Annotated in this window: 23 protein-coding genes; 12 read left to right on the top strand and 11 right to left on the bottom strand. The window is 63.3% G+C overall.

The genetic code is table 11. The annotated features are described in order from the left end of the window. Nucleotides 1-30: 30 nt before the first annotated feature. Nucleotides 31-924, bottom strand: a complete 894-nt coding sequence (locus AC5E6W_RS08010; RefSeq protein ID WP_491751751.1) for an alpha/beta hydrolase — start codon at nt 922-924, stop codon at nt 31-33. Nucleotides 925-1122: 198 nt separating this feature from the next. Here AC5E6W_RS08010 and AC5E6W_RS08005 point away from each other — a divergent pair, with 198 nt between their 5' ends. Genes AC5E6W_RS08005 through AC5E6W_RS07990 form a run of 4 tightly spaced genes read left to right on the top strand, consistent with a single transcriptional unit; the run spans nt 1123 to nt 3796 of the window. Continuing rightward, the gene (locus AC5E6W_RS08005; RefSeq protein WP_491751750.1) at nt 1123-2103 is read left to right on the top strand and encodes a metallophosphoesterase family protein; all 981 of its coding nucleotides are present in this window, start codon (nt 1123-1125) and stop codon (nt 2101-2103) included. Next, nucleotides 2100-2492 (top strand): c-type cytochrome, encoded by a 393-nt coding sequence (locus tag AC5E6W_RS08000; RefSeq protein WP_491751749.1) that lies wholly within the window; start codon nt 2100-2102, stop codon nt 2490-2492. Before AC5E6W_RS08005 ends, AC5E6W_RS08000 begins: the two co-directional genes overlap by 4 nt. Before the next feature lie 30 nt (nt 2493-2522). After that, complete coding sequence (locus AC5E6W_RS07995) at nt 2523-3038, top strand: sigma-70 family RNA polymerase sigma factor (protein ID WP_491751748.1); 516 nt, start codon at nt 2523-2525, stop codon at nt 3036-3038. After that, nucleotides 3035-3796, top strand: coding sequence for an anti-sigma factor family protein (locus AC5E6W_RS07990; protein WP_491751747.1), 762 nt, complete (start codon nt 3035-3037; stop codon nt 3794-3796). The genes AC5E6W_RS07995 and AC5E6W_RS07990 overlap by 4 nt, the downstream gene beginning before the upstream one ends. 67 nt (nt 3797-3863) lie before the next feature. On the opposite strand, the gene smc is transcribed toward AC5E6W_RS07990, so the two are convergent. After that, nucleotides 3864-7793, bottom strand: a complete 3930-nt coding sequence (smc, locus tag AC5E6W_RS07985; protein ID WP_491751746.1) for a chromosome segregation protein SMC — start codon at nt 7791-7793, stop codon at nt 3864-3866. 445 nt (nt 7794-8238) lie between these two features. On the opposite strand from smc, the gene AC5E6W_RS07980 reads away from it, so the two are divergent. After that, nucleotides 8239-9531 carry a hypothetical protein gene (locus AC5E6W_RS07980; protein ID WP_491751745.1) on the top strand — a complete coding sequence of 431 codons (1293 nt, stop codon included), beginning with the start codon at nt 8239-8241 and terminating at the stop codon, nt 9529-9531. A gap of 94 nt (nt 9532-9625) precedes the next feature. Here the strand turns inward: AC5E6W_RS07980 and AC5E6W_RS07975 are convergent, their stop codons facing one another. Then, on the bottom strand, nt 9626-10033 hold the full coding sequence (locus AC5E6W_RS07975) for a cupin domain-containing protein (protein WP_491751744.1): 408 nt from the start codon (nt 10031-10033) through the stop codon (nt 9626-9628). A gap of 40 nt (nt 10034-10073) precedes the next feature. Beyond that, nucleotides 10074-12872 carry a PIG-L family deacetylase gene (locus tag AC5E6W_RS07970; protein ID WP_491751743.1) on the bottom strand — a complete coding sequence of 933 codons (2799 nt, stop codon included), beginning with the start codon at nt 12870-12872 and terminating at the stop codon, nt 10074-10076. Between the two features lie 257 nt (nt 12873-13129). Between AC5E6W_RS07970 and msrP the strand changes: the two genes are divergently transcribed. The 3 genes from msrP (at nt 13130) to AC5E6W_RS07955 (ending at nt 17180) form a co-directional block, all read left to right on the top strand. Next, nucleotides 13130-14101 (top strand): protein-methionine-sulfoxide reductase catalytic subunit MsrP, encoded by a 972-nt coding sequence (gene msrP / locus AC5E6W_RS07965; RefSeq protein WP_491751742.1) that lies wholly within the window; start codon nt 13130-13132, stop codon nt 14099-14101. A gap of 18 nt (nt 14102-14119) precedes the next feature. Next, the gene (locus tag AC5E6W_RS07960) at nt 14120-14830 is read left to right on the top strand and encodes a protein-methionine-sulfoxide reductase heme-binding subunit MsrQ (protein WP_491751741.1); all 711 of its coding nucleotides are present in this window, start codon (nt 14120-14122) and stop codon (nt 14828-14830) included. A gap of 61 nt (nt 14831-14891) precedes the next feature. Continuing rightward, nucleotides 14892-17180: a DUF1800 domain-containing protein gene (locus AC5E6W_RS07955; RefSeq protein ID WP_491751740.1), complete on the top strand. Its 2289-nt coding sequence runs from the start codon at nt 14892-14894 to the stop codon at nt 17178-17180. A 16-nt stretch (nt 17181-17196) separates the two neighbouring features. Here AC5E6W_RS07955 and rnhB read toward each other — a convergent pair whose 3' ends face one another. After that, complete coding sequence (rnhB, locus tag AC5E6W_RS07950; protein ID WP_491751739.1) at nt 17197-17949, bottom strand: ribonuclease HII; 753 nt, start codon at nt 17947-17949, stop codon at nt 17197-17199. Between the two features lie 226 nt (nt 17950-18175). Between rnhB and AC5E6W_RS07945 the strand changes: the two genes are divergently transcribed. Continuing rightward, entirely contained in the window at nt 18176-19195 is a 1020-nt protein-coding gene (locus tag AC5E6W_RS07945) for a hypothetical protein (protein ID WP_491751738.1), read from the top strand. A gap of 108 nt (nt 19196-19303) precedes the next feature. Here AC5E6W_RS07945 and rplS read toward each other — a convergent pair whose 3' ends face one another. The 6 genes from rplS to AC5E6W_RS07915 form a co-directional block, all read right to left on the bottom strand. Further along, nucleotides 19304-19660, bottom strand: a complete 357-nt coding sequence (rplS, locus tag AC5E6W_RS07940) for a 50S ribosomal protein L19 (RefSeq protein ID WP_491751737.1) — start codon at nt 19658-19660, stop codon at nt 19304-19306. 146 nt (nt 19661-19806) lie between these two features. Continuing rightward, complete coding sequence (trmD, locus tag AC5E6W_RS07935) at nt 19807-20649, bottom strand: tRNA (guanosine(37)-N1)-methyltransferase TrmD (RefSeq protein ID WP_491751736.1); 843 nt, start codon at nt 20647-20649, stop codon at nt 19807-19809. Nucleotides 20650-20718: 69 nt separating this feature from the next. After that, nucleotides 20719-21369, bottom strand: coding sequence for a ribosome maturation factor RimM (locus tag AC5E6W_RS07930; RefSeq protein ID WP_491751735.1), 651 nt, complete (start codon nt 21367-21369; stop codon nt 20719-20721). Nucleotides 21370-21399: 30 nt separating this feature from the next. Further along, nucleotides 21400-21699, bottom strand: a complete 300-nt coding sequence (locus AC5E6W_RS07925) for a KH domain-containing protein (protein ID WP_491751734.1) — start codon at nt 21697-21699, stop codon at nt 21400-21402. Nucleotides 21700-21998: 299 nt separating this feature from the next. Next, complete coding sequence (gene rpsP / locus AC5E6W_RS07920) at nt 21999-22253, bottom strand: 30S ribosomal protein S16 (RefSeq protein WP_491751733.1); 255 nt, start codon at nt 22251-22253, stop codon at nt 21999-22001. A 238-nt stretch (nt 22254-22491) separates the two neighbouring features. Further along, on the bottom strand, nt 22492-23442 hold the full coding sequence (locus AC5E6W_RS07915; RefSeq protein WP_491751732.1) for an alpha/beta hydrolase: 951 nt from the start codon (nt 23440-23442) through the stop codon (nt 22492-22494). A gap of 174 nt (nt 23443-23616) precedes the next feature. Between AC5E6W_RS07915 and AC5E6W_RS07910 the strand changes: the two genes are divergently transcribed. The 3 genes from AC5E6W_RS07910 (at nt 23617) to AC5E6W_RS07900 (ending at nt 26571) form a co-directional block, all read left to right on the top strand. After that, nucleotides 23617-24333 (top strand): esterase family protein, encoded by a 717-nt coding sequence (locus tag AC5E6W_RS07910; protein WP_491751731.1) that lies wholly within the window; start codon nt 23617-23619, stop codon nt 24331-24333. Nucleotides 24334-24405: 72 nt separating this feature from the next. After that, nucleotides 24406-25443 carry an ATP-grasp domain-containing protein gene (locus AC5E6W_RS07905; RefSeq protein WP_491751730.1) on the top strand — a complete coding sequence of 346 codons (1038 nt, stop codon included), beginning with the start codon at nt 24406-24408 and terminating at the stop codon, nt 25441-25443. A gap of 24 nt (nt 25444-25467) precedes the next feature. Further along, nucleotides 25468-26571, top strand: coding sequence for a carboxylate-amine ligase (locus AC5E6W_RS07900; protein WP_491751729.1), 1104 nt, complete (start codon nt 25468-25470; stop codon nt 26569-26571). The last annotated feature ends 92 nt before the right edge of the window (nt 26572-26663 follow it).

The following is a 26663-nucleotide window of genomic DNA, read 5'->3' as shown; positions in this document are numbered from 1 at the left end:
TTTCTGAGAGTACTGCGATTTTTGGAAGTTTCAGTGACCAGAAGCACGGGGAGAAGCTGAAGAGGCAAGAGCCAAGCGCGCCAGCAGTCGCTCTTCCATTCCGGGAAGCATGCCGTTCCAGACGCCCCAGTCGTGGTCTCCGGGCACAATGACGAAGCGATGTGCGAATCCGCGCTGGGCCAGAAGCGAGGCAAAGGCCTTGTTCGAGGGCAGCAATACGTCGTGTTCCGCGCAACTAAGATCGAAGTATGGGGCGTCGGCCGGCGGGAGGTTGCGAGCGAGGCGGTAGGGGTCGTTTTCTCTGCGCACGGCGCTTCCGCGCGGGCCGAAGATGCGGCGGTAGCCCAGGGACTCGCGCGGCGCGCGCCAGCGGAAGTGCCGGTCGGAGAGGTCCATCGCCGAGCTGAGGCCGACGACGTAGCTGAAGAGCTCCGGATGCTTGAGGCCGTAGAGGGTGGCGGCGAAGCCTCCGCGCGAGTTGCCTACGATGGCGGTGTGGGCGCGGTCCTTCGCGGCAGAAGGGAAGTGCTCGTGCACTGCGGGGATCAATTCCTGGAAGAAGAAGTCTTCGTAGCGGTGGCCGCGGGCGTCGTTGACGTAGTACGTGTGCAGGCCGTCGGGCATGACGAGCAGCACATTGTGCGCGGCGAACTCTGCGATGGGCGTCTCGTTGGTCCAGTTGCGGTAGTCTTCGCCTGCCCCGTGCAGGATGTAGACGACCGGCAGAGGCTTGCCGGGGTCGATTTGTGCGGGCGCGATGATGCGCACCGGGACGTCGTGGCCAAGGATGGCGGAGTGCAGGTTTAGGTCGGTCATGCGGGCATCGGCAGGGACGCGAGGATGATCGCCGGCGACCGGCAGAGGCGCCCTGCAGCCCAGCGCGAAGAGTAGGCACAGGATCGCGAAAGCAGACCAGACTCGCATCAGCGTGCCTGCATGATCGCGTCTTGCCGGGTCGCTGACAAGAGAAATGTAGGGCGAGCAAGGCGAATACGTCGCCAAGCAACGAAAGATTTCTTTCGTACTCAGGGAATAGAAAGCGCGCTGCTCAGTTTTCGTAGGCACACCTCATGGGTGTCTACGACAATTCCAGGTTTTCTGACGGCAAGGAGCAACGCTGCAATGCACGAGCATTCCCCGAACGATCTTTCTCCGCGAGAGGATACCGTCAGTCCAGACGGCGTGGACCGTCGCGGCTTCTTGAAATGCATGGCCTGGGCCGGCACAGGGCTGGTATGGAGCTTCGCCGGCGGCGTGCCGGTCTCGCATCTCTTCGGGCAGGAGCCGAAGAGCGCGAAGCCGTCCGACTTTCGATTCGTGCAGATCAGCGACAGCCACCTCGGCTTCAGCAAGCCGGCGAACACGGACGTCGCAGCAACGCTGCAGTTGGCTCTTGCGCGCATCGATGCCTTGCCCACCGCGCCGGAGTTCGTGCTCCATACCGGCGACCTGACGCATACGTCCAGTCCCGAGGAGTTCGATGCCCTGGCGCAGATCCTGGGTAGCAAGCGCCAGGTCTTCTACGTGCCCGGCGAGCACGATACCTCCGTCGACGATGGGAAGCTCTACCTGGAGCGCTTCGGCAAGGGGAGCAAGGGAAGCGGATGGTACAGCTTCGACCACAAGGGCGTGCACTTCATCGCGCTGGTGAACGTGGTGCAGCTGGAAGGCATGGGCCGCCTTGGAGCGGAGCAGATCGCCTGGCTGAAGCAGGACGTTGCAGGCCTGAAGAGCAGCACACCCATCGTCGTCTTCGCGCACATCCCGCTGTGGAGTGTGTACCCGGAGTGGGGCTGGGGCACAACGGATAGTGAACAAGCGTTGGCCATGCTCAAGCGCTTTGGCTCAGTCACCGTGCTAAACGGACACATTCATCAGGTTATGCAGAAGGTGGAAGGCAACGTTGCATTCCATACGGCGATGTCGACAGCGTTCCCGCAGCCCGCACCGGGAACAGCTCCCTCGCCCGGGCCGATGAAGGTTCCTGCGGAGCGCCTGCAAAGCGTACTCGGGATCACGGAGGTGCAGTTTGTGCCGCAGCATCACTCCCTGGCGATCGTGGATGCGACGCTGGCGGAACCTGTCAGCGGGGGCCGGGAATGAAGCCTTACCGCTGGTTGTTGCTTCTGTCCGCGCTGAGGCTCTCTCTGGCCTCGACCTGCATGATGGCTGCGGCGCCCGCGTCTCCGGAGAAGCCTGGTGCGGGCAAGCAGCTCTTTGAGCGCCGCTGTACCGGCTGTCATTCGCTCGATCAGGACAAGGAAGGCCCCCGGCTGCGTACGGTGTATGGGCGCAAGGCGGGCAGCGTCCCCACGTTCGCCTACTCCGACGCTCTTAGGTCAGCACAGTGGACGTGGGACGATGCTGCGCTCGATCGCTGGCTCAAGAGCACGAACTCGGTGGCGCCGGGCAATAACATGGAGTTTCGGGTGGTGAGTGCTGAGGAACGCGCGGCGATCATTGGTTTCCTCAAGTCCGCGGCGCAGAGGTAAAGTCGGGCGAAGGGGCTCACAGGGAGCGCGATGGAACCGAGGTTCTTCGAACAGCTGGCGATGCCGCTGTTCGGGCAGTTGTATAACTTCGCTCACTGGCTTACCGGCGACCGCGCGGATGCCGAGGATCTGGTGCAGGAGACCTACGCGAAGGCGTTGAAGGGATTCCATTCCTTCAACGATGGCACGGACCTTCGCGCGTGGATGTACCGAATCCTGCGCAACACCTTCCTCACCTCGCGCAGCGGGCTCGCGGCGCAGCGGACTTCGTTTCTGGAAGATGAGCTGGAGGGACAGGAGCCTGCCTCACCGGATCTGACTCCGGAGCTTGAATTGTTGCGGCAGGAAGGCCGCGCGACCGTGGAGGCCGCGCTTGCCGTGCTGCCTGTGGTCTATCGCGAGGTCTTGTTGCTTTGCGAGATGGATGAGATGAGCTATCGAGAGATCGCTGAGGTGCTCGGCGTGCCCATCGGGACGGTGATGTCGAGGCTGTCGCGGGCCCGCGCCATGATGCGCAAGACGCTGAGAGAAGAGGAGGCGCGATGACGGACTGCGATCTCGATGCGATGAGGCTGGGAGCCTATCTTGATGGCGAGCTGCAGGAGGAAGAGGCTGCTGAAGTGCAGCGTCACATTGCAGGATGTCCCGCTTGTGCCGCAGCGGTGGCAGAGCAGATAGCGCTCAAGCGCAGCCTGCGCGCGGCGAGACACTCGTACGCTCCCAACATGGAGTTTCGCGCAAAAGTTGTTCGCCAACTCGCAAGCCAAACGGCGGCCACTGCACCTGGCAAGCTGTTTCGTGTGTGGTGGGCGACGGCTGCTTGCTTTGCGGCCATGTTGTTGCTCGCGGTGGCGTGGAATTTGCGTATGCAGCGTGCCGATGGCCTGCGCGAAGTCGCGGATCTGCATCTGAATGCGCTCGCCAGTGCTAACCCTCTCGATGTCGTGTCGACGGATCGCCACACGGTGAAGCCCTGGTTCCAGGGCAGGATCCCGTTCTCGTTCAACCTGCCCGAGTTCGGCGGCAGTGAGTTCACCCTGCTAGGCGGCCGCGTGGCGTACCTGCACCAGCAGCCGGGGGCGCAGCTGTTTGTCGGCGTGGGGCAGCACAAGATCTCTGTGCTGATCTTTGAGGAATCTCCGCAAATGGATACGGGGTTTCCGGTGCAGGCCGGGGTTCATCCGCGGAATGCGTTCAACGTGGAGACGTGGCACTCCTCCGCGTTGCGCTTCGTGGTGATCGGCGATGCCGATCCCGCAGCTATTGGACGCCTCGGCAGCATGCTGCAGCAGGCCAATCCGTAGATCACGAAAACAGAAAGGCCGTCGCGTTGAAGTCCAACGCGACGGCCTTTCTTGGGATGTTGAGGCTCTACGCTGCAGCCTGGGCGCTGCGCGACTGATTGCCGCGGTCGCGTCCGCCGAGGGAGACGGATACGATGCGCGACACGCCGGGCTCCTGCATGGTGACGCCGAACATGACGTCGGCCTGCTCCATGGTGCGCTTGGAGTGGGTGATGACGACGAACTGGGTATTCTCGCTCATCTCTGCGATGAGACGGGCGAAGCGGCCCACGTTGGTCTCGTCGAGCGGAGCGTCGACTTCGTCCAGTACACAGAATGGTGCGGGCTGGAACTGGAAGATGCCGACCAGCAGCGAGAGTGCGGTGAGCGTCTTCTCTCCGCCCGAGAGCAGGAGCACGTTTTGCAGCTTCTTGCCTGGCGGCGACGCGATGATGTCGATGCCGCTCTCGGCCGAGTTGGCTTCGTCGGTGAGGCGCATCATGGCCTGACCGCCGCCGAAGAGCTTGGTGAACGTCGTCGAGAAGTTCGCGTTGATGAGGTGGAAGGCGTGATCGAACTTGTCCTTCGAGACGTCGTCGATCTCTTTGATGGAGGCCTGCGTGTTCTCGATGGCCTCCATGAGGTCCTTGCGTTGGGTCTCGAGGAAGGTGTGGCGCTCTGAGACCTCGTGGTACTCCTCGAGGGCCATCATGTTCACCGGGCCCATGGCCTCGAGGCGCTGCTTGAGGGCACGTGCGGCTTCGTCTTCGATGTGCAACGCGTCGCCTTCGATGCGCTCGATGGTGGCGTCTTCCCGCAGAGAGATTGCCTCGACGGAGAGGTCGTTCACGCAGGTGGCTTCGAGATGCTCGATGTCGGAGGCGAGCTTGGCGGACTTCGCGGAGAGGGCAGCGCGCTGCTCGCGGAGGGTTTCGGTGTCGTGGCGCAGGGCGCGGAGCTTGGCATCGAGTTCGGCGATCTGAGCACGCAGCGTGGAGGCTTCGGCGGAGAGCGTCTCGCCTTCGGCGATGGCTTGCGCGCGCATCTCGGCGAGCTCGGTGTGGCGACCGCCGAGCGAGGCGAGCTCTTCTTCGCGCTGCAGCTTCTCGGCTGCGGCGGAGGCCAGCTGCGACTGCATCTGCGCGATGCGCTGCTGCTGCGACTGGAAGAGGCGGTTGGTCTGCTCGAAATTGGCGTTGGCGTTGCGGCGGCGTTCTTCGAGGCCGGCGAGGGCGGCGGTTGCGGCAGAGGCAGAGGCCTGCTGCTCTTCGCGGGCGGCGCGCAGGCTGGCGATGTTGGCGGCGAGCTCGGCGAGCTGGGCCTCGATCGACGAGCGCTCGGCTTCGTGCGCGGAGGCCTCTTCGCGCTTGCGGGCGATGAGGTCGAGCCGCTGCTGGCGCTGGTCTTTGTTGCGCCCTGCGGCGAGCTGCCACTCCTGCAGGCGGCGCTCGATGCGCGCTGCTTCGGACTCCATCTGGCGCAGCGCAGCGCCAGTGTTGGCGCTCTCGCGCTCGGCGTCGCGGCGCTCGGCGTTCTTGGCTTCGAGCGTCGACTGCAGCTCGGCGATCTCGCGTGCGAGAGCTGCGGTTGCAAGCTCGTTCTGCGAGAGCTCGGCCTCTACGGCCTGCAGCTTCTTCTCGATCTCGGCGAGTTCGCGCTTGAGGGCGAGCGGACCCTGCTTGTTGATGCGGCCGCCGGTCACCGTGACGTTGTGGAAGGTCTCGCCGGAGGGCGAGAGGAAGAAGCTCTGCGGGTTGGAGAGCGCGAGCGAGCGGGCGGTGGCGTCATCAGGAGCGATGAAGCCTTCGCGCAGGCGGGGCAGGATGACTTCGAGCGACTTGCCGAAGCCGTCGCGCACGCGGATGCAATCCTTGAGCGCGACGACGCCCTCGTGATTCGTCGTGGCGGACGACATGCCCTCGGACATGGGGAAGTCGGCCTGCGCGTCGTTAGGATGGACGAGGAAGGTGGCGCGGCCGGTCACGTCGGACTGCAGCATGCGCATGCCTTCGTTGGCGGCGTCCCAGCTCTTGACGACGATGAAGTTGAGCTCGTCGCGGAGGAACTCATCGACGACCTGCTCGTAACGGCCATCGACTTCGAGGAAGTCGGCGAGCGTGCCGACGGGCGAGAGTGTAGAGCCCTTGGCCTGAGCCCGGAAGATGTTGCGCACGGTGTCGGTGGAGTAGCTGTGCTCGCGGATGAGGGCTTCGAGCGAGCCGCGCTTGCCCAGCAGCGTGGCGACCTCGGCGCGCAGCTCATTGCCGCGGCGGCGCGACTGCTGCTCGGCGGCGCGCTTCTCTTCGAGCTGACGGCGGTTGTCGGCCATCTCGCTCTCCAGAGACTTCAGCCGTTCGGTGACGCTCTCGAAGGTCATCTTCACCTGGCCGCGCTGGTGGCCAAGCTGCTCAAGCTCCTGGCGCGCGGCGCTGGACTCGGACTCGAGGCGCGCGTTCTCCTGCTCAAGGTTGGCGAGGGCAGCTTCGGCCTGCGCGATCTCGTTGGAGGCCTGCGAGGCGCGCTGCATGGCGCGGACGGAGTTCTGCCGCTGCTGCTCAACGAGGGCTTCAGCAGCGAGCACCTTGCGCGTGGCATCCTGCGCGGCGGCCTGCTGGGCCTGCACACTCTCGCGATGCGAGCCTGCCTCTTCGGTGGCATTGGCGAGGAAGCTGCGATGCTCTTCGAGCTCCCCGGCCAGCTGTTCCAGTTGCGCTCGAGCCTGGGCGAGGTCGTCGTTGCCGCCCTCGATGCGATTTTCGAGCTCGGCGATGCGATCGTTGTTGGAGGTCGTGCGCGCCGTGATGCGCTCGAGCTCGATGGAAGACTGGCTGGCGCGAGAGCCGGCGCCGCGGATATTCTCGTCGAGCTCATAGCCGCGGGTCACACCGGCGGTGTGCTCGGCGTCCATGGTTTCGAGCTCAGCGGCCTGCGCGTCGATCAACTCAGCGAGGCGTGCGATCTCGGTGGAGGCAGCGGTCTGCTCGGCGTCCATCTGGGTGAGGCGGCTGGCGAGGACGACGCGCAGCTTGCCGCGGAGCTCGTCGCGGATGGCGCCATAGCGCTCAGCTTTGGCGGCCTGGCGCTTCAGCGAACCCATCTGCCGGGTGACTTCCTCGAAGATGTCGTTGACGCGAGCGAGGTTCTGTTTCGCGCTCTCCAGCCGCAGTTCGGCGAGGCGCTTCTTGGTCTTGAAGCGGGTGATGCCGGCGGCCTCTTCGATGATGGCGCGGCGGTCGAGGGGCTTGGAGCTGAGCAGCTGGCCGATGCGCTCCTGGCCGATCATGGCGTAGCTTTCGCCGCCCAGGCCGGTGCCCATGAAAATGTCCTGGATGTCGCGCAGGCGGCAGATCTTGCCGTTGAGCAGGTACTCGCTCTCGCCGGAGCGGAAGAGGCGGCGGGTGATGGTGATTTCGCCGGCGCGGACGGGCGTGCGGCCGAACTTGCGGCGGCGAATCTTGAGGACGACGTTGCCACTGGCGGCTTCGACGCTGGCCTGGGCGTTGGGCTCCGCGGCAACTTCGGTAGCCGGGACAGGGGAGTCGCCTTCGATGTGCTTCTTCTTCGGGGCTTCGGTCTCGTAGACCTGACCGGGCTGGGCATCGAGGACGGCGGCCTCGGTTTCGGCGGCGATCTCCGCGCGCAGCTGGGACTCGTCCCAGTCGCCCAGGGTCTCGGTCTTTTCGAGTTTCTCAGTCTCGTCGCCGACGAAGTCGAGCTCGCCTTCGGCTAACGTCTGACCGTCGTAGACGTCTGGATCAACCAAGGTGAGGGAGACCTCGGCCATGCCTGTGGGCTTGCGGTCGCGCGTTCCGGCGAAGATGACGTCTTCCATCTTGATGCCGCGGAGGCTCTTGGCCGACTGCTCGCCGAGCACCCAGGTGATCGCATCCGAGATGTTCGATTTGCCGCAGCCGTTCGGACCCACCACGGCGGCGATGCCTTGCCCGGCGAGCTGCACTTCGGTGCGATCGCAGAAGGACTTGAAACCGAGAATCTGGACTTTTTTCAGCTTGAGCAAGAGTGCAAATCCCCTAGAGACATCGGAACATTCGGACGGTCCACGCGTTCCGTCGCTAGATCGCATCCTATGGTCGGGAATGCCCAGAGACAATGGTTTGGGGCGATATGTTGTGGATAAGACGTACCGCTTCGGCAGGCGTTGTCAACGTTGCCCTACACATGGTGCATCTCATGGAATGGGAAGCTGGGCCCGAACATCGAAAGCGGAGCGCTGAAGTGATGCATGATGACCCTCTCAGGCGAGCCAGGGGACGTGACCGCAGGGAGGCTTTGGGAAATGATGTCGCCATGGAGGTTGCGAAAATTCCGAACCGGTTTCTATAATTCGCGCATCCCCTCGCTGAACTCGCGCCGGTGGGTGGGGCGCATCCGCTCACACGATTCGGTGTGCGCATCTCTCGTTATCTTGCAAAGCTGATACCCTCCTCGAAGGAGCACTCTCTATGAAGAAGGTCGTACTTGCTTCACTGCTGGCAATCGCCGGTGCAGCGTACCTGCCGCCGATGATGGCGGCTCAGCAACCGGCAGGTGGAGCCGGATCGATCCAGATGTCGCAGGATGAATATGCGGCATACAACAACGCGAACACGCAGACGACACCGGCGGCCAAGGCCCAGGCTTTTGAAGCCTACCTGACGGCATACCCGAAGTCTGGCGTGAAGGCGGATGTGCTCAACCAGCTGCTTTACCTTTACAGCCAGATCCCGGACAAGGCGAAGACCCTTGATGCGGCGGATCGTCTGCTTCAGGTAGACCCTAACAATCTGCGCGCCCTGACCTTCGAGGTCTACTTCCGCCGAGCTGACGCCGATGCATTGACGGATCCTGCTGCCAAGCAGGCCGCCCTGGACAAGGTGGCTGGCTATGCGCAGACCGGTCTGAACGCTACCGCTCCAACTGGTACCACTGCAGACGACTTCAAGAAGTTGAAGGATGCGGCGATGCCGACCTTCGAGTCTGCCGTCGCCGATGATGACCTGGCGAAGAAGGACAATGCCAGCGCCATTACGGCTCTGAAGACGGAGCTGGCAGCCAACGAGCCGGCAACCCACACGCCGGGCCCGGTGCTGCAGGACGTCTTCGTGCTGGCGCAGGCGTACTACACCTCCACCCCGCCCGACTACCTGAACTGCGCCTGGTACGCGACCCGCGCTGCGGCCTTCGCGCAGCAGTTCGCTGCGCAGATTACGCCACTGGCCACGTATTGCTACAAGAAGTACCACGGCACGGCGGACGGCTACGCTTCTCTGCAGGCCATGGTGCAGACGCAGCTCGATCCTCCAGCGGACCTCGGCACGAAGATCACTCCGGCTCCCAAGCCCGAGGACATCGTGTCGCAGACCATCGCCTCGACCCCGGATCTGGCCACGCTGGCTCTGTCGGACAAGGAGTTCATTCTCCAGTACGGTAAGCAGTCTGACGCGGACAAGGTGTTCGATACGATCAAGGGCAAGAGCGTGGAGATCCCGGGTGCTGTGGTGATCGCGGCAACGGCGGATCAGCTCCAGCTCGCGGTCTCGGACGACAGTGTGCAGGCGAAGACTGCGGACTTCACCGTGGCGATGAAGGCTCCGATCCCGGACAAGGATCTGCCGAAGGTTGGCGACAAGGTGACAATCGATGGCACCTATGCCAGCTACACCCAGAAGCCGCTGATGATCAACATGAGCGATGGCGCTCTGGTGCTGCCGAAGAAGGCTGCCCCGGTACGCCGCGCTCCGGCCCGCAAGCACTAAGCAATACTCTTCACCTCGCGTTCGCGAGAACGCAAACAGCAACGGCCTCCCGAGTGGGAGGCCGTTGCTGTTTGGTGCTGGAGTCAACGGCCGCCTACGCCCATTGTGAATCGGGCAGGTTGACCACGATCGGAGTTGCGGTGCTGCGCACGACGACCCAGCGGAAGGGAAGAGTCGCGGAGGGGTTGAGCTCCTGGTGGATGAGCCACGCGGGGACATGCAGGAAGTCTCCGGAACGCACGGTGGCCTGGTGCTCGCCGCGTTCGCCCCAGCGGACCAGGGCCTCGCCTTCGAGCACGTAGACGACGGTCTCCTGATCGCCGTGATGATGGATTCCGGTGCTCGCGCCTGGCTCGACCTCGAACATGCCGGCCCACAGGCCGCTAACGCCGTCTGCGGCGTCGAAGGCGGCCCAGCGCTGCGAGCCGGAGGTCTGCGCGGTGGCAGTGCTCAGGGCTTCGTGGGGAACGATGGTGATGGCTGAGGGCTTCGCTTCACTCATGCTGTAGTGGATGCTCGAGCGCCAACGAAAGCTGCGGCTGTTAGGGATTGAGCAGGTTCACGAACAGCCGGAAGGCTCCGGGAACGGCCTCAGGCAACTGGCGGTAGACGGCGAAGGCGAGGTACGTCCAGCGGCCCTTACCGAGTTCGGTGGTGACGAGTCCGCCCTTCTGGGGCAGCTCTGGCTGAACGTGTTCGGTTTCGGAGCCGGGGTCGTGGACCTCGCTGAGGGCGGTGTAGTGTGCGTCCCACGAGCCCAGGAAGCCGTGCCCGCGCTCCTCGATCCAGCCGTTGAAGTCGGCGGGCGTGATCTTGTTGGGAACGCTTAGCAGGGGGGACGAGGGATCGAGCAACTGCACGGGATCGGTCTCATCGACGACCTTCTCCGCGGCGCTGCCGAGGGTCAACGGGTAGGGCGCGTCGGCCTGGGTGAACTCGGCGGTCTGGTACTGCACGACGACGTTGCCGCCGTTGCGGGCGTACTCCAGCAGAGCCTGCGTGGGAGCGCCGTGGAGGTCGGGATGGGCGTTGTAGGTGCGCACGCCGAGGACGACGGTGTCGAACTTTGCGAGCTTCGAAGGCGTGAGGTCGGCGACGGTGAGCATGGTGGGCTTCATGCCGATGGAGGCGAGCGCGGCGGGGACATCGTCGCCCGTGCCGGGGAGATAGCCGATCTGGCGCTTGTCTGCTGGCGGCAGCTTCAGGTCGACGGGGACGATGCGGTCGGTCGCGGGCACGAAGAAGTTCGTGCGCGGCAGGTCGCCATAGCCTATGGGGCGGTAGCCTTCGGTGAAGTGGGCCCCGCTGGCGTCAGTGGTCTCACCCGTCAGGGTTGCGGGATGTCCCAGTGACGTCGGGGCAGTGACCTGAAAAAGCACCTCCCCGGGGGACGCCGTGTCGCTGGTGGCCAGGGTAGATTTCCAGCCTATGGGAGCTTCCAGCTTTGGTTTCATCCCGGCGGACGACGGGCGAATCATCATGGATAGCCGCAGCATACGGTCGCCTTCGGGGAGCACCTGCGCATGAACGGGCATGCCGTTGCTGGACAGGGAGACGCTGGCGTGGGGAACGATCTGCACGGGCTGGTTGCCGGCGTGCACCACGCGAGCCAGCTCGATCTCCTCGCCGCGGTACCCGATGACCTCGTGCGCGACCAGTGCGGGCGGAGTGGCTGCGGCGTCGCGCAGGCTTGCATCGCGAAGCTTGTACACCGGTTGCTCGATGTCGTCGCGGTAGAAATAAGGCCGCGTGATCGTCATGGTCTCGGCTGCAGGAAGCGTGAGTGTGTGCTGATCGGGGTGATCCAGCCCGAAGGGACGTCCTGTGCGTTTGTCCTCCTCGGTAACGGACTCGCCGCCTTGCGCTGTGGTGACGTGGGACTTGACTGCCTTCAGCGATTCCTCCGAGCGCGTGGTGGCGCGGACGGTGACCTTCACCGCGACGCCGGTGTCGAGATCGGCCTCCGCAGTCGTCGCATCGAGCGTGATGCCCAGCGAGAGCGCCAGCGCATCGTTCAGCTGCGTGCGCTTCACGCGCAGCTCGTGCAGCAGCTCGGCGCGTGGCGATGCCGCGATCTGCTCGGTACCTTCGACGCGGCTGATCAGCGCATCCACGCGGCTGCCGGCCTCGGCGAGCGTGGGGGCGATGGCGGCAGGTGTTTCGGGATTGAAGTGGTATGTTGCGTTCTCGATGAGCGCCTGAATCTGGCGCAGGGCTTCGGCGAGGAAGGGCGGAGCACTGGGGGCTACCGAGCCGATGCCGCGGACCGAGGTGTCGACGCCGTCGAAGAACGTGTCCTCGACGAGCTTCTGGCGGGCTGGCGGAAGCGCCGTGCCGTAGCGGTGATAGCCGATATCGAGGACCCCCGGCGGTGGAACGCGGACACCTGGGCCAACCTGCGACCTCTGCAGCCCGAGTCCCTGGCGGGCGAACTGCACGTAGCTGACGAAGGGTTCCTTCGCTGGGTAGTTGCCGAGCAGGGGATCGGTGGCGCCTTCATGCACGATGACGTCGGTGGTCGGCGGCTGGTCGGTGACCTCGCCGGTGACGTAGTTGGTGAAGCGCGCGGGGATGTACTGGCCCGTGGCGTAGTCGAAGAGGCCTTTGTCCGTGATAGCAGCGCGTGGCACACGGGCATAGACCTTGAGCGGCTGCCAGGGGAGGATGCCTTCGCGCTCCATCTCGGGAAAGACCTTGGGATCACCGGCGGCCTTGAAGGCCTCCTGCGCGATCTCGCCCGAGACCTGGTGTTGGCCGTGGCCGTCGGTGACGCCGCCGACGAAGACAGCGGCGATGACCAGCGGACGGAAGATGCGGACAGCGCGCACGGCGTCGTAGAGCACGCGCTCGTGGCCCCACTTGGCGAAGGCCTCTTCCTTGGTCTTGGAGAAGCCGAAGTCAACCTCAGTGCCGAACATCTGCGTCACGCCGAGGTAACGGTCGGCGGAGAGCAGTTCCTGCGTGCGGAGAAGGCCAAGCGCGTCCTCGAAGTCGCCGGTCATGGCGTTCTGTCCGCCCTCACCGCGCGTGAGCGTGAGCATGCCGACGCGGCCGCCGAGCCCGCGGGAGACGTAGGTGAGCATGCCACCATCTTCGTCGTCGGGATGCGCGACGATGAGCAGCAGGGAGGCGCGCGTGTTCAGGCGGCGCAGCATCTGCTGCAGGCCCTGCGAGCCAAGGTCGATAGGGAGCTCGCGACCGTTGAGGGCGGCAGGGCGCTCGCCGGCGAGGTTGGCCGGGTCGGCAAAGGTCGTGGGTGCCTGCGCATAGGCTTTGAGGGCCGGCGTCACGGCGGACGCGGCAAGGGTGGCCATCAGGGCCAGGGGCGCGAGTCGTTGCATGGGATTAGCTTCGCACAGGCGGCTGGACTTCCGCCCGGCTCGTCCACTGCGCCCCAAGTGGAGATGCGCCGTCGTCATTCCTGGGGCGGGTGGGGCGGTGCACCGAGCAAATGTCATCGAATTGTCGCTCAAGGGTCATTGTTTCTGCGGCGCGGTGAGTCGATGCATCCGTTGGGCGGGCCGCAGCGTAGATTGAATGGGGATTGCTTTGTAACCTAAAGAAGCCCCACGACTCTTATGTACTGGAGGGAGACCCCGTGCTCCTGAAGTTTGGTAAGCAGATTCCCTCGTCCGAGATCACCTCGAAGGAAGCCTACGAGGGCTTTAGCGCGGAGCGCCGCCGTTTCCTGAGCGGAGCCGCGGCGATGGGGGTTGCTGCTGCCGCAGGCGCGCTCCTGCCTGACGCTGCGATTGCCGCGCCGACGCAAACGTTGACCAAGCTCAACACCGTGGCGAGCAAGTACACGGTGAACGATGCGACGACGCCTGAGCCCAAGGCGCAGAGCTATAACAACTTCTACGAGTTCGGCGAAGACAAGTCCGACCCGGCGAAGAATGCGTACAAGATGCCGGTGCGCCCGTGGACGATCAAAGTCGAGGGCCTGGTGAAGCAGCCGATGACGCTGGATATCGACAAGCTGCTGACCTACCGCCCGCTGGAACAGCGCGTGTATCGTTTCCGCTGCGTCGAGGCGTGGTCGATGGTGATTCCATGGGACGGTTATCCGCTCGCCGAGCTGATCAAGCTGGTGAACCCACTGCCCAGCGCGAAGTTCGTCCAGTTCCTTACGCTGAAGGACAGCAAGACGATGGTGCTGCCGTTCGGTATTCAGTTTCCGTACTCCGAGGCCCTGCGCATGGACGAGGCGATGCATCCGCTGACGCTGCTCACCTTCGGCAGCTATGGGGAGACGCTGGCGAACCAGCAGGGAGCGCCGATCCGGGTGATCGTGCCGTGGAAGTATGGCTTCAAGGGGGCGAAGTCGATTGTGAGCATTCGTTTCGTCGACAAGATGCCGCACACGACGTGGAATGACATGAACTCGGACGAGTACGGCTTCTACTCCAATGTGAATCCGAACCGCAGCCATCCACGCTGGTCGCAGGCCCGCGAGCGGTTGCTGAATTCGAACTCGATCCTGCCCAAGGTACGCGCTACCGAGATGTTCAACGGCTACAGCGAGGTCGCGAGCCTGTACAGCGGCATGGATCTGCAGAAGTACTACTAATCGAGCCAGAGAGAACTCATGCCAACGAAAGCTGTTCCCTGGATCAAGGTGGTAGTCCACGCTCTGTTGCTCACGCCGCTGGCGATGCTGCTGCGCGACTACCAGAGCGGAGCGTTAGCCAACCAGGCCGATCCCGTCAACTACATCACGCACTTCACAGGTGATTGGGCGTTGTGGATCCTGCTGATCAGCCTCACGGTGACGCCTGTGCGGCGGATCCATTCGTCGCTGGCGTGGATCATTCGCCTGCGGCGCATGATTGGGCTGTACGCGTTCTTCTACGCTTCGCTGCACCTGGCGACGTACATCTTCCTGTTTTCCGGGTATGACACGGCAACGGCGATTGACGGGCTTCGTCATGGGCAGTTGAGTGCACCCTTCCACCAGTTCGGCGTAGCTTGGCCGGCCATTCAGCAGGACATCCTCAAGCGTAAGTTCATCCAGGTGGGCTTTGCGGCATGGGTCATCCTGCTGGCGCTGACTGTGACCAGCCCGCAGCGCGTGTTGCGCTGGATGGGCGGCAAGAACTGGCAGCGGTTGCATCGGCTGGTGTATCTCGCAGCCATTGCAGCGGTGGTGCATTACTGGTGGCTGGTGAAGTCGGGCGTCACGCGGCCGTTTCCGGACACCGTGGTGCTTGCGGTGCTGTTGCTGGCCCGGATCGGCTTCTGGATCGTGAAGCGGGCCAGGACGCCGCGGGCCGCGGGCGTTACGGTCGCTGGAGTTTAGACGCATCCGGGCAACTTCATCTCCCAGAGTTGGTCTAACTTGGGTGACGAGGTGTTCAGCCATGCGCATTGCATCGAAGTTTGGGGCGGTTGCTCTGGGTGTTCTCCTGGGCGCTTCGACAGCGCATGCGCAGGACGAAACTCCTGCGCCTGATGCCGCTCAGCAGCGCGCTGCCAAGGCTTTTGTGGGCAAGGGTGTGCCACGGGCGGCGAAAAAGCCTGTCCCCACGAAACCTGCCGTGCTGACCCCGTTGAACCCTCGCGAGCGTGTCGTCCAGCTCCTCGACCGTTTCACGTTCGGGCCGCGACCGGGCGAGGTTGATCGCGTGCTCGCGCAGGGCGAGGAGGCGTGGGTTGAGCAGCAGCTGAATCCCGATGCCATCAAGGACGACGCGCTCAATCGCCGACTGGGCGCATATCTCACGATCAACATGCAGCCAGCGCAGGCGCTGGAGGTCTACCCCGACCGCCCGCAGGTGACTGCGGTGGCCGACGGCAAGGCTCCGATGCCCACAGATCCTCTGCGCGCGGCTGTGTTTGAGGTCGAGATCGCCAAGCTCAACAAGGAGCGCGACCAGAAGAAACCCGACGCCAGCGGCCAGGTGAAGCCCGAGCCCAGCGACGAAGAGAAGGCTGCGCAGAAGAAAGCTGACCAGGCCGAGGCGTCGCGCATCTTCGGAGAGCTGATTGCGATGCCCAAGGCCCAGCGGATGGACGCTGTAATCAAGATGCCGGTCGAGAACCGCATTGTGCTCACGGCCAATGGCAACCTGCCGGGCGACCAGCGCAACCTGCTGATCAATGATTTCAATCCGAAGGAGCGCGCAGCGTTCTATGCCATGAGCGGGCAGGTGAGCTCGTCGTACAACATTGGCCGTGAGCTGGGCGAGGCCCGCTTCCTGCGTGACATCCTCACCGAGCGCCAGATGCAGCAGGTGATGTCGGACTTCTGGTTCAACCATTTCAACATTTACGCGCCCAAGGATTCCGACCAGTGGTACACGACGAGCTATGAGCGCGATGTGATCCGGCGGCATGCGCTGGACACGTTCCCCAAGCTGCTGGCCGCGACGGCAACCTCTCCGGCGATGATGGTCTACCTCGACAACTGGCTTTCGATCGGTCCGGACTCGCTGGCGAATGGCGTGAACCCGGCGAACCCGAAGTCGAGGAAGGGCAACAAAGGGCTGAACGAGAACTACGGCCGCGAGGTGATGGAGCTGCATACCGTGGGCGTCAACGGCGGCTACTCGCAGGCGGATGTGACCGCACTGGCGGCGATCCTGACCGGCTGGGGTGTGGACAATGTGCAGAAGGGCAGCAGCTTTCTGTTCGATCCCAAACGCCATGAGCCTGGCCTCAAGGTGTGGCTCGGCTATGTGATCGACGATCACGGCAAGGCGCATAAACTCGGGCCTAACGAGAAGTACGCCTCGACGTTCGGGCAGGGAATGCCGCTTGAGGAGGCCGCGACTGCCGACAGCATGAAGCAGGGAATCACGGCGCTGAACATCCTTGCGATGAGCCCGCAGACCGCGCGCTTCATCAGCACCAAGCTGGCGCAGTACTTTGTCGCGGACAATCCTCCGCCAGCGCTGGTGGACCGGCTGACAGCGACCTATCTGCAGAGCGGCGGCGACATCAAGACGATGCTGCGGGCCATCATTACATCGCCGGAGTTCAATTCGCGGCAGTACTTCCACAACAAGGTGAAGACGCCGGAGGAGTTCCTGGCGTCGGCGTTCCGCACGTCGGCCACGGACCCGCAGAACCCCGGAGCGTTGGTAAACACGGTTCGCACCATGGGCATGCCGCTGTACAACGCGCTGCCGCCCACGGGTTACTACCTGACCGCCGACCAGTGGATGAACACGACCGCGCTGGTCGACCGGCTGAACTTTGCCTACCAGCTGACCAACGGCAAGTACTCGAACCAGAAGTTCGACGCTCCGAATGTCCTGGCAATGGGTCTGCTGACACCGTCAAGTGCGGAGGAGTTCGGGCACGTGGGAGCTGCCAAGCCGGTAGGTCGAGTTGCGCCTGCGTCGGACGCCGCACCGCTCGCTGCTGCTCCGAAGCTGATGGGGGTCGCAGCAAAGGCCGACGGCACTGCGACGGACAATGTCGCGTCGAAGCCAGCCGCCCCCGGGCCGGCTCTTCCGTTATCCCTGGGAGTGAAGGTTGCCATGCATGTGCTCGAGGCGACGATGATCGGTTCTCCGGTCAGCCCGCAGACTAACCAGCTCATCGAGCAGCAGCTTGTGGCTGAGCCCGCCAACGCAAGCCCTGCCGACACACTAAATCTGCTCACGGCGCTGGTGATGGGCTCGCCGGATTTCCAGCTGCGCTGATCGTGTTCCTGGCTGGCTACTCGGCGAGTTCCTCATCGAGGAACAAGTCCCCGGACTCTAGCACCAGCTCCAGCGCGGCGTCCGGGTCGCAGGCGGCGACGGGCGCGAAGGTCCTGCGGTGCAGCGGAGTGGGGCCGTGCTCGGCGAGGGCCTTGCGGTGCTCGGGGGTGGCGTAGCCTTTGTGGTTGGCCAGACCGTACTGCGGATACTGCACGTGCATCTCGCGGACCATGGCGTCGCGGAAGACCTTCGCGACGACCGAGGCCGCGGCAATCGACAGGCAGAGCGCGTCGCCGTAGTAGAGCTTGGTCTGCGCGCAGGGGTGGTCGATCAGCATCGCGTCCAGGATGAGGTGGTCGGGCTCCGGGTTGAGCTGGTTCACGGCGTCGAGCATGGCCATGCGCGAGGCCTGGTAGATGTTCACGCGATCGATGGTCTCAGCGTCTACCGCTGCTACGCCGATGGCGAGGGCCATGGAGCGGATCTTGCGGTCGAGCTTCTCGCGCTGCTCACGATCCAGTTGCTTGGAGTCGGTCAGGCCCATGCGGCTGAGCACACCGATCTTCTCCGGCAGAATGACCGCTGCGGCCACGACGGGGCCGAAGAGCGCACCGCGGCCTACCTCGTCCACCCCGGCGATGATGCGGTAGCCGTGATAGCGCAGGGCCTCCTCGGGCGCGTTGGAGCACACCAGCTGGCGCAGCATCTGCTGCTTGGCGGTGGCCTTGGTGACGCCGGTCGGGATCGGGATGCGGAAGAGGGAGCCCATGACTTTCGGTCGAGCGGATGTCGCCGGAACCGGCGATTGCGCTCTGTCCAAGTCTAGTCGAGCCCAATGTGCATTCAGAAGCTGCAGGAGAGAGCGTCGCGAAGCGATTCTGTACACGGTTTCAACACGCGAGCAAGGTATCCTTGCGCCGTCAGCCGACTTGCGGGGACTGATTGGGCGGGAACTCGCCGCCGATCAGTCCGTGCCCGCAGGCAGGCGGGGAGACATGATGCGCACGTTGAACGTCCGTTGGCGAGTGGGAATGGCGGCGATACTGGCCGCGGGGAACGTGGTGGCCTTTGCTCAGGGACCGGCAACGGCGCCGGGAGCCTCGGCGACTCCACAGGTTGCGGCACCGGGGGCCTCTGCGCCATCTACTTCCAGCCCGGAGGCTACTGCTCCGGAGGGTCAGAAGCCCAAGCCCGAAGAGAAGAAGCACAAAGGCAAGGAGCCCTACACCGGCCCGACCGAGGTCGTGCTGCTGCCTCCCAGCCCGATGCTCGACGACGACGGCAAGCAGCGGCTCGATCCCGACGGCAAACCGATGTTCAACCCTCCCGTTGCCCAGCAGCGTGACAAGAAGGGCCACCCGGTCTTCGACGACAAGGGCAAGCCGGTCTTCCAGACGTCAACCGAGCTTGGCTACGACGAGAAGGGCCACAAGATCAAAGCGAAGAAGGAGAAGGAGCCGAAGAAGACTCCGGTCTCCATCGCGCGTGGCACCTTCACGGTGGACGGTGTGATCGGCAAGGCAGCGCTGAACTACGATATCGCCGACCTCAAGTACCTCTACTTCTACGTTCCGGGCGAGGGAGTGGTGGTCGTCTCGAACACGCCGTTTGCCGGGGCGCGGGAGCAGAAGGACGCTTTCAGCGAGACTTCGCTGAAGGTGAACGTTGACGGGCACACGCTGGAACTCGCCAGCGAAAAGCGCCTGCTCGGGAAGAAGCAGGAGAGCGCGTTCGTGCTGGTGGATCGCGACTACAAGCTGCCCTCGAAGTTTCCGGTGGTGGGTTATGGGACGCTGCGCAAGCCGCCGTACGCCTGGCCGGGCGCCAAGCTGAGCGAGGCGTTGAAGGGGCCGGTGCAGCCTCCTCCAGTTCCTGTGGACCTGCGCCCGACGTTGGCGAAACAGAAGTGTCCGGCAGGACAGGTTCCGGGGCCAGCCAACAGCAAGGGCGAGACGCCGTGCGTTCTGGCGGTGAAGCCGATTCCTGCGCCGGCGACTCCTCCGCAGGCGCACTGAAGGGTTGGGGTCGTCTCGTCGTCGAAGCCGGTTAAGCAAAGAGGCGATCCCTTGCGGGATCGCCTCTCTTGTTCCTTGTGTCTTGCCGGCCGCGATTGCGGCAGGGGACTAAGCCTTGCGATCGACCTCGCGCAGACGAGCGGCCTTGCCGCGGAGACCACGCAGGTAGAAGAGCTTCGAACGCCGCACACGGTAGCTGCGGACCTTCTCGACCTTGTCAACGACCTTGGAGTTGTAAGGGAAGATGCGCTCGACGCCCTGGCCGAAACTCATCTTGCGAACGGTGAAGCAGCCATGGGGGCCCTTCTTGCATGCGATGACCATGCCCTCGAACGCCTGCAGACGCTCCTTGTCACCTTCCTTGATCTTCACCTGCACGCGGACGGTGTCGCCCGGGGCGAATTCTGGGAGGTCGGTGCGCTGGAGCTTGTCGGCCAGCTTCTGCATGATGGGATGGATAGACATAGGGGGAATCCTTGCTTGAAGTCGCAGGATTCAGTTTACAGCAACTTTGGTGACTTTGCGGAGGTTTTCCACCGGTTTGTGGTAGCTGCGAGCTCCCGCCGAACCCGTGGTGCTCTCTGGCACCCCGCAGGGTGGTTCCTCGAGAGCTAAGAGCCGCCTAGAGATCCACGCCAACCCAGCTTCGTCAGGAATTTGCGGTCCTCGTCGCTAAGCTCCGCCTGTGCAAGCAGGTCGGGACGATTGCTGAAGGTCTTGCTGAGTGCTGCCTCGCGCCGCCAGCGGCGGATCGCGAGGTGGTCGCCGTTCTGCAGCGGAGCCGGAACCTCCAGCCCAAGAAATTGTGCAGGCCGGGTGTAGTGCGGGTAGTCGAGGATGCCTCCGGCACCGTGGGTCGAGCGCGGAACGCCGCCCTCGGTCTTGTGTTCGCCGGCATCTCCCTCGCCGAAGCTCTCGAAACGGCTGGAGTCGGCATGGCCCAGTACCCCGGGCAGCAGACGGGTGACGGCGTCGACGATGACGGCCGCGCCCAGTTCCCCGCCTGAGAGCACATAGTCTCCAATGGCCAGTTCCTCGTCGCAGAAGAGCTCCACGATGCGCTCGTCGACCCCCTCGTAGCGGCCTGCGATCAGGACGATGCGATCGAGCTGCGCGAGTTCGCGGGCCTTGGCCTGGGTGAAGCGCTGTCCCTGAGCGGAGAGCAGGATGACTCTCTCCCATGTGGTGTCACGTTCGGTTTTGGCTGTAAGTCCAAGATGCTGCAGGCATTCTGCGATCGGGCCTGGCTTCAGGACCATGCCCTCGCCACCCCCGAAGGGGCGATCATCGACGGTTCGGTGACGGTCGTGGGTAAAGGCCCGAAGATCGTGCACAGCAATTTCGGCAATCTGGTCACGAAAGGCGCGCGAGACCACACCAAACGCGAAAACACCGCTGCCCGCAGCTGGCGAGCCGAAGAACTCTGGGAAGATCGTAATCAGGTCAAAGCGCATGGTGGCGGAGTCTGTAGCAGGCTGAGGGAGTCTGGAAGGGCAGGAAGTGCAGCACAGCAGGACGGCGAACTAGTCGTCCGAATCTACCAGCCCCGCGGGCAGATGCATCACGATGCGGCGAGCTTCGAGATCGACGGACTCCAACCATGCGCGCAGAAACGGAATCAGCTCCGGATCGGAAGTTTCGCGTGCTGAATCAGTTGCAGACGAAGGCTGATCGGCTACTACAGCACTTTCGGCTTCCGGCTGCCGCAGTTGCACCGCGAGAAGAGGGGCCGCGTCGTCGACACGTTTGCCGTCAGAGCCGATAAGGAACTCGATCCCGACTACGGAGCCGATGCGGATCTCGCCGTCGTAGAGGTCGCAGCCGACGAGGTCTCGGACAAAGTAGGTGTCCTCCTCGAGAGGAGGGATCTCCGATGCTGGGAGCAGCAGCTCCTGGCCTGCGAGAGCTTCGGCGTCGTTGATGGAGTCGCAGCCTGAGAGCTTCAGCACCCAGCGTCCGGCGTTGCGGCCGGTAGGCTCCCAGGCCTCTTCGAGCGTTCGAGGAGATGTGAGATCGGAAGGTGCCTCCGCTCCCGGCTTCGCGAGCCAGAGCTCGCGACCCGGAGTCAGAAGGTCGGTTTGATCCGTCAGGAGATCGGCCAGCAGCTCTCCGCGGCGGCCCTGCGGACGCAGCAGACGAACCACAGCGATCCAAGACGCTACAGAAGGTTCCACGAATTGTCGCCTGCGCCGAAGCGCGAAGCCCTAGTCCTCGTCATCCACGAAGGGACGACCGCCAGGGCGGTCGACTTCGACGATGTCGAGGGCAAAGCGGCGCTTCAACTTCATGCTCGCCGCGCTGAGGATGGTGCGCAGGGACCGTGCCGTACGGCCCTGCTTGCCGATCACTTTGCCGATGTCTTCCGGCGCCACACGGAGCCGGATCACGGTTGAGTCGATCTCGGTAAATGTCTCCACGGAAACGGCTTCTACATTGTCTACGAGAGCACGGGCAATCTCGCTGATGAGAGCCCGCATCTCGGACGCTGCCGTTTCAAGATCCATGGGACTCGATGTCTCAGTCACTGATACACACCTCGGGTAAATCTCGGGTAGCGTTTCAAACCATCCCGGGTCTGCTTCTCATGATTGCGAGCAGATCCCGATGCCTATTGGCATGAGGTTGACTACCGATCCTGAACGATCCCGGTCAATTGGTTCAAAAGGCAACAACGAACACTGACGACTTTTCTCAGCGGCGAGTCTACGTGAGGATAATCTGCGAAGGGCCTGAGCTCATGGGAAACTTTAGGCACTGACATTTCTGGTCAACAGAGACGCAAGTAACCATTACTAAAGTTAGGCTAGCTTGCGGCCACCGTCGATTCGGCCGGCGCGTACTTGGCCAGGAGCTTGCCCACGGTCTCCGAGAGCTGTGCTCCGTTGGAAACCCAGTAATCGATACGGTCGCGCTTCAAGAGAACGCTGGCCGGCTCCGTGCGGGGGTTATAGGTGCCCACCACCTCGACCGAGCGACCATTGCGGGCGCGGTCCTTTTCAATCACAACGACGCGGTAATGCGGCTGCTTACGGGCGCCAACGCGCGCCAAACGAATCATCAACACGGAGAATTTCCTCTCAAGGTTCGAATCTGAAGTTTGTTCAGGAAGCCGGCCATCTGGAAGGCATCGCGGTCTGCGACAACTCAGTAGGGCTTTGCCAGCCCGAACGCTTAAGTATCTCGAATTTTAGGCCGCACCGCAATGCGGTGGCTGCACCAAAATGCGAAGGACGGAGGAAAACTCCAAAGCTGTCCCGGTCGCAGGACGATATCTGGAAGGTTAAAACCCCGCGAATCTATGCCTCATCTCCAGGGAAGAGGAACTCCAGCATCTGGTCAAAACGAGCTGCCCAGGCATCCTCGTTATGCAGGCCGCCGGGAACCTTCAGGTAGCGCACCTCGACGCCGTCGCGCCAGCCTCGATCGAGCAACCGGCGGTGCAGCATGTCGGCATCGCGGACGTGGCGCATGCCTTCGTGGGTGCCGATATCCAGCCAGATACGGGGATGCGGGAACTCCGGGAGCGGAGGAGCAAAGCGTGGCCGGATGCGGGACGTCCGCGACGGCACGCGCCGTGCAAGCCACTCGAAGACGCTACGGTTGTTCCACCACAGGCTGGGGGACATCACCGCGAGACGCCCGAAGACCTGCGGGTATTCGAGCCCGAGGGCCAGCGAGATCAGACCGCCGAGCGACGAGCCTCCGAGGCCGGTGTTCGCGGGGCCGTCCAGCACACGGAAGCGGGCTGCAAGCCGTGGCATCAACTCTTCCACGAGCAGACGGCCGTAGAGGTCGCCCTCGCCGCCGCCACGCATCGGATCACGCGTGGGGGTGTACTCGGACATGCGGCGGATGCCGGCGTTGTCCAGACCGATAAGGATGGTGGGTCGCATCCGGCCCTCGCGTGTCAGGCGGTCCGCCGTGATGTGGGCGCGCCAAGTGTGGCCGCGGAGGTATGCGGTGCGCGGATCGAAGAGGTTCTGGGCGTCGTGCAGGTAGAAGACGGGGAAGCGGCGCTCGGGCTCGAGTAGGTAGGCCTCGGGCAGATAGACCCGGACCAGACGCTCGTTATCCAGGATGCTGGAGTTCAGCTGGAAGATCTGGTAGCGCGGATTATCGTCAAGCTCATGACGATCCAGCGCGTCAGAAACGCCGGGCTTTGGGGAGAGTGGGAGCAGGTTCGGGGCCTCCTCAGGGTAGCTACCGTCAGGAGCGTGTGCCCCAGCCTGAAGCGATGATTCCTGCACTGTCGAATCCAAAAGCGCCTTCGTATCCTGTCCGGAGGTTTCAGTCGCGCAGGTCTGAAGTCCTGCTGGCGGGCGGGGTCTGCGGTGCGGGTGGCGGACTGGATGCCTCCACGGCACGAACACAACCCGACGGGCCTGTCAGGCCTCAGACTACCAGAGAGAGACCGCTCACCGATGAGGCGCGACTACCACAAGTGGTACTCCCACGACCTGGGACGGGACATGGAGATGCTCGTCTTCGGGCATCATGGGCTGCCCGCGATCGTCTTCCCCACATCGCAGGGGCGCTTCTTCGAGTTCGAGGATCGCGGCATGGTGGGCGCGGTTGCGGATGAGATCGAGGCTGGCAGGCTGCAGCTGTTCTGCGTGGACTCAGTGGATGCGGAGAGTTGGTACAACCGCGGCGTGGGCGCGGACTGGCGCGCCGCCCGGCATGTGAACTACGAGAACTACATTCTGCACGATGTTGTGCCGCTGGTGCGGCAGGTCAATCGCGCGCCTCACCTGGTGAGCCTGGGGTGCAGCTTCGGCGGCTACCACGCGGTGAACATCGCGCTGAAGCACCCGTTCCTGTTCACGGGCTTCCTGTCGATGAGCGGGGCGTTCGACCTTCGCGCCCTGGGTTTCCTGGGCCATCACTACGACGACAACGTGTACTTCAACCTTCCTCTGGACTACGTGCCGAATCTGCACGATCACCACCGGCTGGAGCGCATGCGGCACAACAATTACGTGCTCGCGACCGGCGTGCACGACCAGTGCTGGAACGACAATGAGCGCATGGCCGCGGCGATGCGGGCCAAAGGAATTCCTGTTCGGCTGGATGTGTGGGGAGACAATACCGGCCACGACTGGTCGTGGTGGCAGCGGATGGCGCAGGTGTATCTGTAAAGCACAACCGAGCTGTTAGCCATTAGCTTTTAGCTAAGAGCTAATGGCTAACAGCTCGCTTTTGGGGGTTCAATGAAGACGATCGGCGTGTTGTTCGGCATGGAGAATACCTTTCCCGGTGCGCTGGTGGAGCGCATCAACTCCATGAACATCGAAGGGATTCGAGCTGAGTTTTGCGAAGTGGGCGGCGTGAAGATGGCCGAGCCTTCTCCCTATGCGGTGATCGTGGACCGGATCTCGCATGACATGCCGTTCTATCGCGCGTGGCTGAAGAACTGCGCGCTGACCGGGACGCAGATCATCAACAATCCGTTCTGGTGGTCCGCCGACGACAAGTTCTTCAACTACTCACTGGCCTCGCGCCTGGGAGTGGCCGTGCCGCGGACGGTGCTGCTGCCACACAAGCAGTTTCCTCCGCAGATCACGGAGCGCAGCCTGCGCAACCTGCAGTTCCCGCTGGACTGGGATGGCATCTTCGATTACGTCAAGTTCCCGGCCTTCCTCAAGCCGCATGATGGCGGAGGTTGGCGCGATGTCTTCCACGTGCACAACCGCGATGAGTTCTTCTGCGCCTACGACCAGACACGTGACCTCGCGATGACGCTGCAGGCCGCGGTGAACTTCAAAGAGTACTTCCGCTGCTATGTGGTTGGGCAGGAAGACGTGCGCATCATGCCGTACGATCCACGCCAGCCGCACCATCTGCGCTACGTGCAGAACCCTCCGCCGTACGATCCGAAGCTGTTGAAGCGCGTGGAGCGCGATGCTCTGAAGCTGTGCCGCGCGTTGGGCTATGACCTCAACACGGTCGAGTTTGCGGTGGAGAATGGCATACCCTATGCCATCGACTTCATGAATCCCGCACCCGATGCTGATCGCGTCTCGGTGGGCGAAGAGAACTTCGAGTGGATCGTGGACAAAGTGGCGAAGCTTGCGATCAAGTGCGCGCAGAAGCCTTCGCCTGCGATGAAGGAACTTACGTGGGCAGGGTTCCTGAAGGGCGAGCCGGGAACGGCGCCTGTTGCGCCGGTGAAGAAGGTGGCCAAGAAGAGCGTGAAGAAGGTGTCGAAGAAGGCTATGAAGGCTGCAAAGAACGCTCCGCAGGTATAGTGGCAAACACTGAGGGCACGGACGATGCGACCCAGCTTCACGCTTGGCATTGAAGAGGAGTACCAGACCATCGATCCGGTGACGCGCGATCTTCGGTCGCATGTGGCGACGGAGATGCTGGCGCATGGGAAGCTGCGGCTGGAGGAGCGCGTGAAGGCCGAGATGCACCAGTCGGTGGTGGAGGTGGGCACGCGCGTCTGTCACAACATCGAAGAGGCGCGCGAGGATCTCTACGACCTGCGGCGCAACATGATCCGCCTCGCCGAGGAGCATGGCCTGGTGCTGGTTGCTGGAGCGACGCATCCCTTCGCTGACTGGCGCGAGCAGGAGATCTATCCTGATCCGCGCTATGCCAAGGTGGTTGAGGATCTTCAACTGGTTGCGCGCTCGAACCTCATCTTCGGGCTGCATGTTCACGTGGGCATCGAGGACCGCGAGTCGGCGATCCGGGTGATGAACTCGATGCGCTACTTCCTGCCGCATATCCTTGCGCTCAGCACGAATTCGCCGTTCTGGCTGGGAATGGAGACGGGCTACAAGAGCTATCGTGCGAAGGTCTTCGAAAATTTCCCGCGGACCAACATCCCCGATGAGTTCGCGACGTACTCGGAGTTCGAAGCGTATGTGAACCTGCTCATCAAGACCAACACCATCGACAACGCGAAGAAGATCTGGTGGGACATCCGGCCGCATCCGTTCTTCAATACGGTCGAGGTACGCATCTGCGACATCCCGCTGCGGGCGGAGGAGTCGATTGCCATTGCCGCACTGATCCAGGCGACGGCATGCAAGCTGTGGAAGCTGCATGCGGCCAACATGGACTTCCGGCGCTACTCGCGCGCGCTGCTGATGGAGAATAAGTTCCGCGCCGTGCGCTATGGGCTTGAGGGTAAGCTGATCGACTTCGGCAAGCAGGAGGAGGTGCCGGAGCACGACCTCATCCACGAGTACCTGGCCTTCGTCGATGACGCGGTCGATGAATTGGGCTCGCGAGAGGCCATCGGCTATATCCGGCAGATGCTGCGCCAGGGTTCGGGCGCAGACCGGCAGCTGAAGGTGTGGCGCGAGACCGGGGACCTCAAGCAGGTCGTCGATTTTATGGCCGAGGAGACTCGCGCGGGGCTCTGACCGGCGCTGTCTCCTTTTGCAGCAAAGACTTACGTCGATAGCCCGCAAATCGGGCAATTTCGATGCATCCGCCCGCAGTTTTGCGGGACAAT

It is taken from the genome of Bryocella sp., from assembly GCF_058498515.1.
The sequence above is the reverse complement of the archived record's forward strand: the minus strand, read 5'-3'. Positions and strand labels throughout refer to the sequence as shown.

Excerpts from the sequence above, each read along its gene's own strand:
- AC5E6W_RS07945 (WP_491751738.1), top strand. The coding sequence starts at position 18,176 with ATGATGCGCACGTTGAACGTCCGTTGGCGAGTGGGAATGGCGGCGATA.
- trmD (WP_491751736.1), bottom strand. The coding sequence starts at position 20,649 with ATGCGCTTTGACCTGATTACGATCTTCCCAGAGTTCTTCGGCTCGCCA.
- AC5E6W_RS07955 (WP_491751740.1), top strand. The coding sequence starts at position 14,892 with ATGCGCATTGCATCGAAGTTTGGGGCGGTTGCTCTGGGTGTTCTCCTG.
- AC5E6W_RS08005 (WP_491751750.1), top strand. The coding sequence starts at position 1,123 with ATGCACGAGCATTCCCCGAACGATCTTTCTCCGCGAGAGGATACCGTC.
- AC5E6W_RS07900 (WP_491751729.1), top strand. The coding sequence starts at position 25,468 with ATGCGACCCAGCTTCACGCTTGGCATTGAAGAGGAGTACCAGACCATC.
- AC5E6W_RS07980 (WP_491751745.1), top strand. The coding sequence starts at position 8,239 with ATGAAGAAGGTCGTACTTGCTTCACTGCTGGCAATCGCCGGTGCAGCG.
- AC5E6W_RS07910 (WP_491751731.1), top strand. The coding sequence starts at position 23,617 with ATGAGGCGCGACTACCACAAGTGGTACTCCCACGACCTGGGACGGGAC.
- AC5E6W_RS08010 (WP_491751751.1), bottom strand. The coding sequence starts at position 924 with ATGCGAGTCTGGTCTGCTTTCGCGATCCTGTGCCTACTCTTCGCGCTG.
- rpsP (WP_491751733.1), bottom strand. The coding sequence starts at position 22,253 with ATGATTCGTTTGGCGCGCGTTGGCGCCCGTAAGCAGCCGCATTACCGC.
- AC5E6W_RS08000 (WP_491751749.1), top strand. The coding sequence starts at position 2,100 with ATGAAGCCTTACCGCTGGTTGTTGCTTCTGTCCGCGCTGAGGCTCTCT.
- AC5E6W_RS07960 (WP_491751741.1), top strand. The coding sequence starts at position 14,120 with ATGCCAACGAAAGCTGTTCCCTGGATCAAGGTGGTAGTCCACGCTCTG.
- AC5E6W_RS07905 (WP_491751730.1), top strand. The coding sequence starts at position 24,406 with ATGAAGACGATCGGCGTGTTGTTCGGCATGGAGAATACCTTTCCCGGT.
- rplS (WP_491751737.1), bottom strand. The coding sequence starts at position 19,660 with ATGTCTATCCATCCCATCATGCAGAAGCTGGCCGACAAGCTCCAGCGC.
- AC5E6W_RS07975 (WP_491751744.1), bottom strand. The coding sequence starts at position 10,033 with ATGAGTGAAGCGAAGCCCTCAGCCATCACCATCGTTCCCCACGAAGCC.
- rnhB (WP_491751739.1), bottom strand. The coding sequence starts at position 17,949 with ATGGGCTCCCTCTTCCGCATCCCGATCCCGACCGGCGTCACCAAGGCC.
- AC5E6W_RS07970 (WP_491751743.1), bottom strand. The coding sequence starts at position 12,872 with ATGCAACGACTCGCGCCCCTGGCCCTGATGGCCACCCTTGCCGCGTCC.
- AC5E6W_RS07925 (WP_491751734.1), bottom strand. The coding sequence starts at position 21,699 with ATGGATCTTGAAACGGCAGCGTCCGAGATGCGGGCTCTCATCAGCGAG.
- AC5E6W_RS07990 (WP_491751747.1), top strand. The coding sequence starts at position 3,035 with ATGACGGACTGCGATCTCGATGCGATGAGGCTGGGAGCCTATCTTGAT.
- AC5E6W_RS07995 (WP_491751748.1), top strand. The coding sequence starts at position 2,523 with ATGGAACCGAGGTTCTTCGAACAGCTGGCGATGCCGCTGTTCGGGCAG.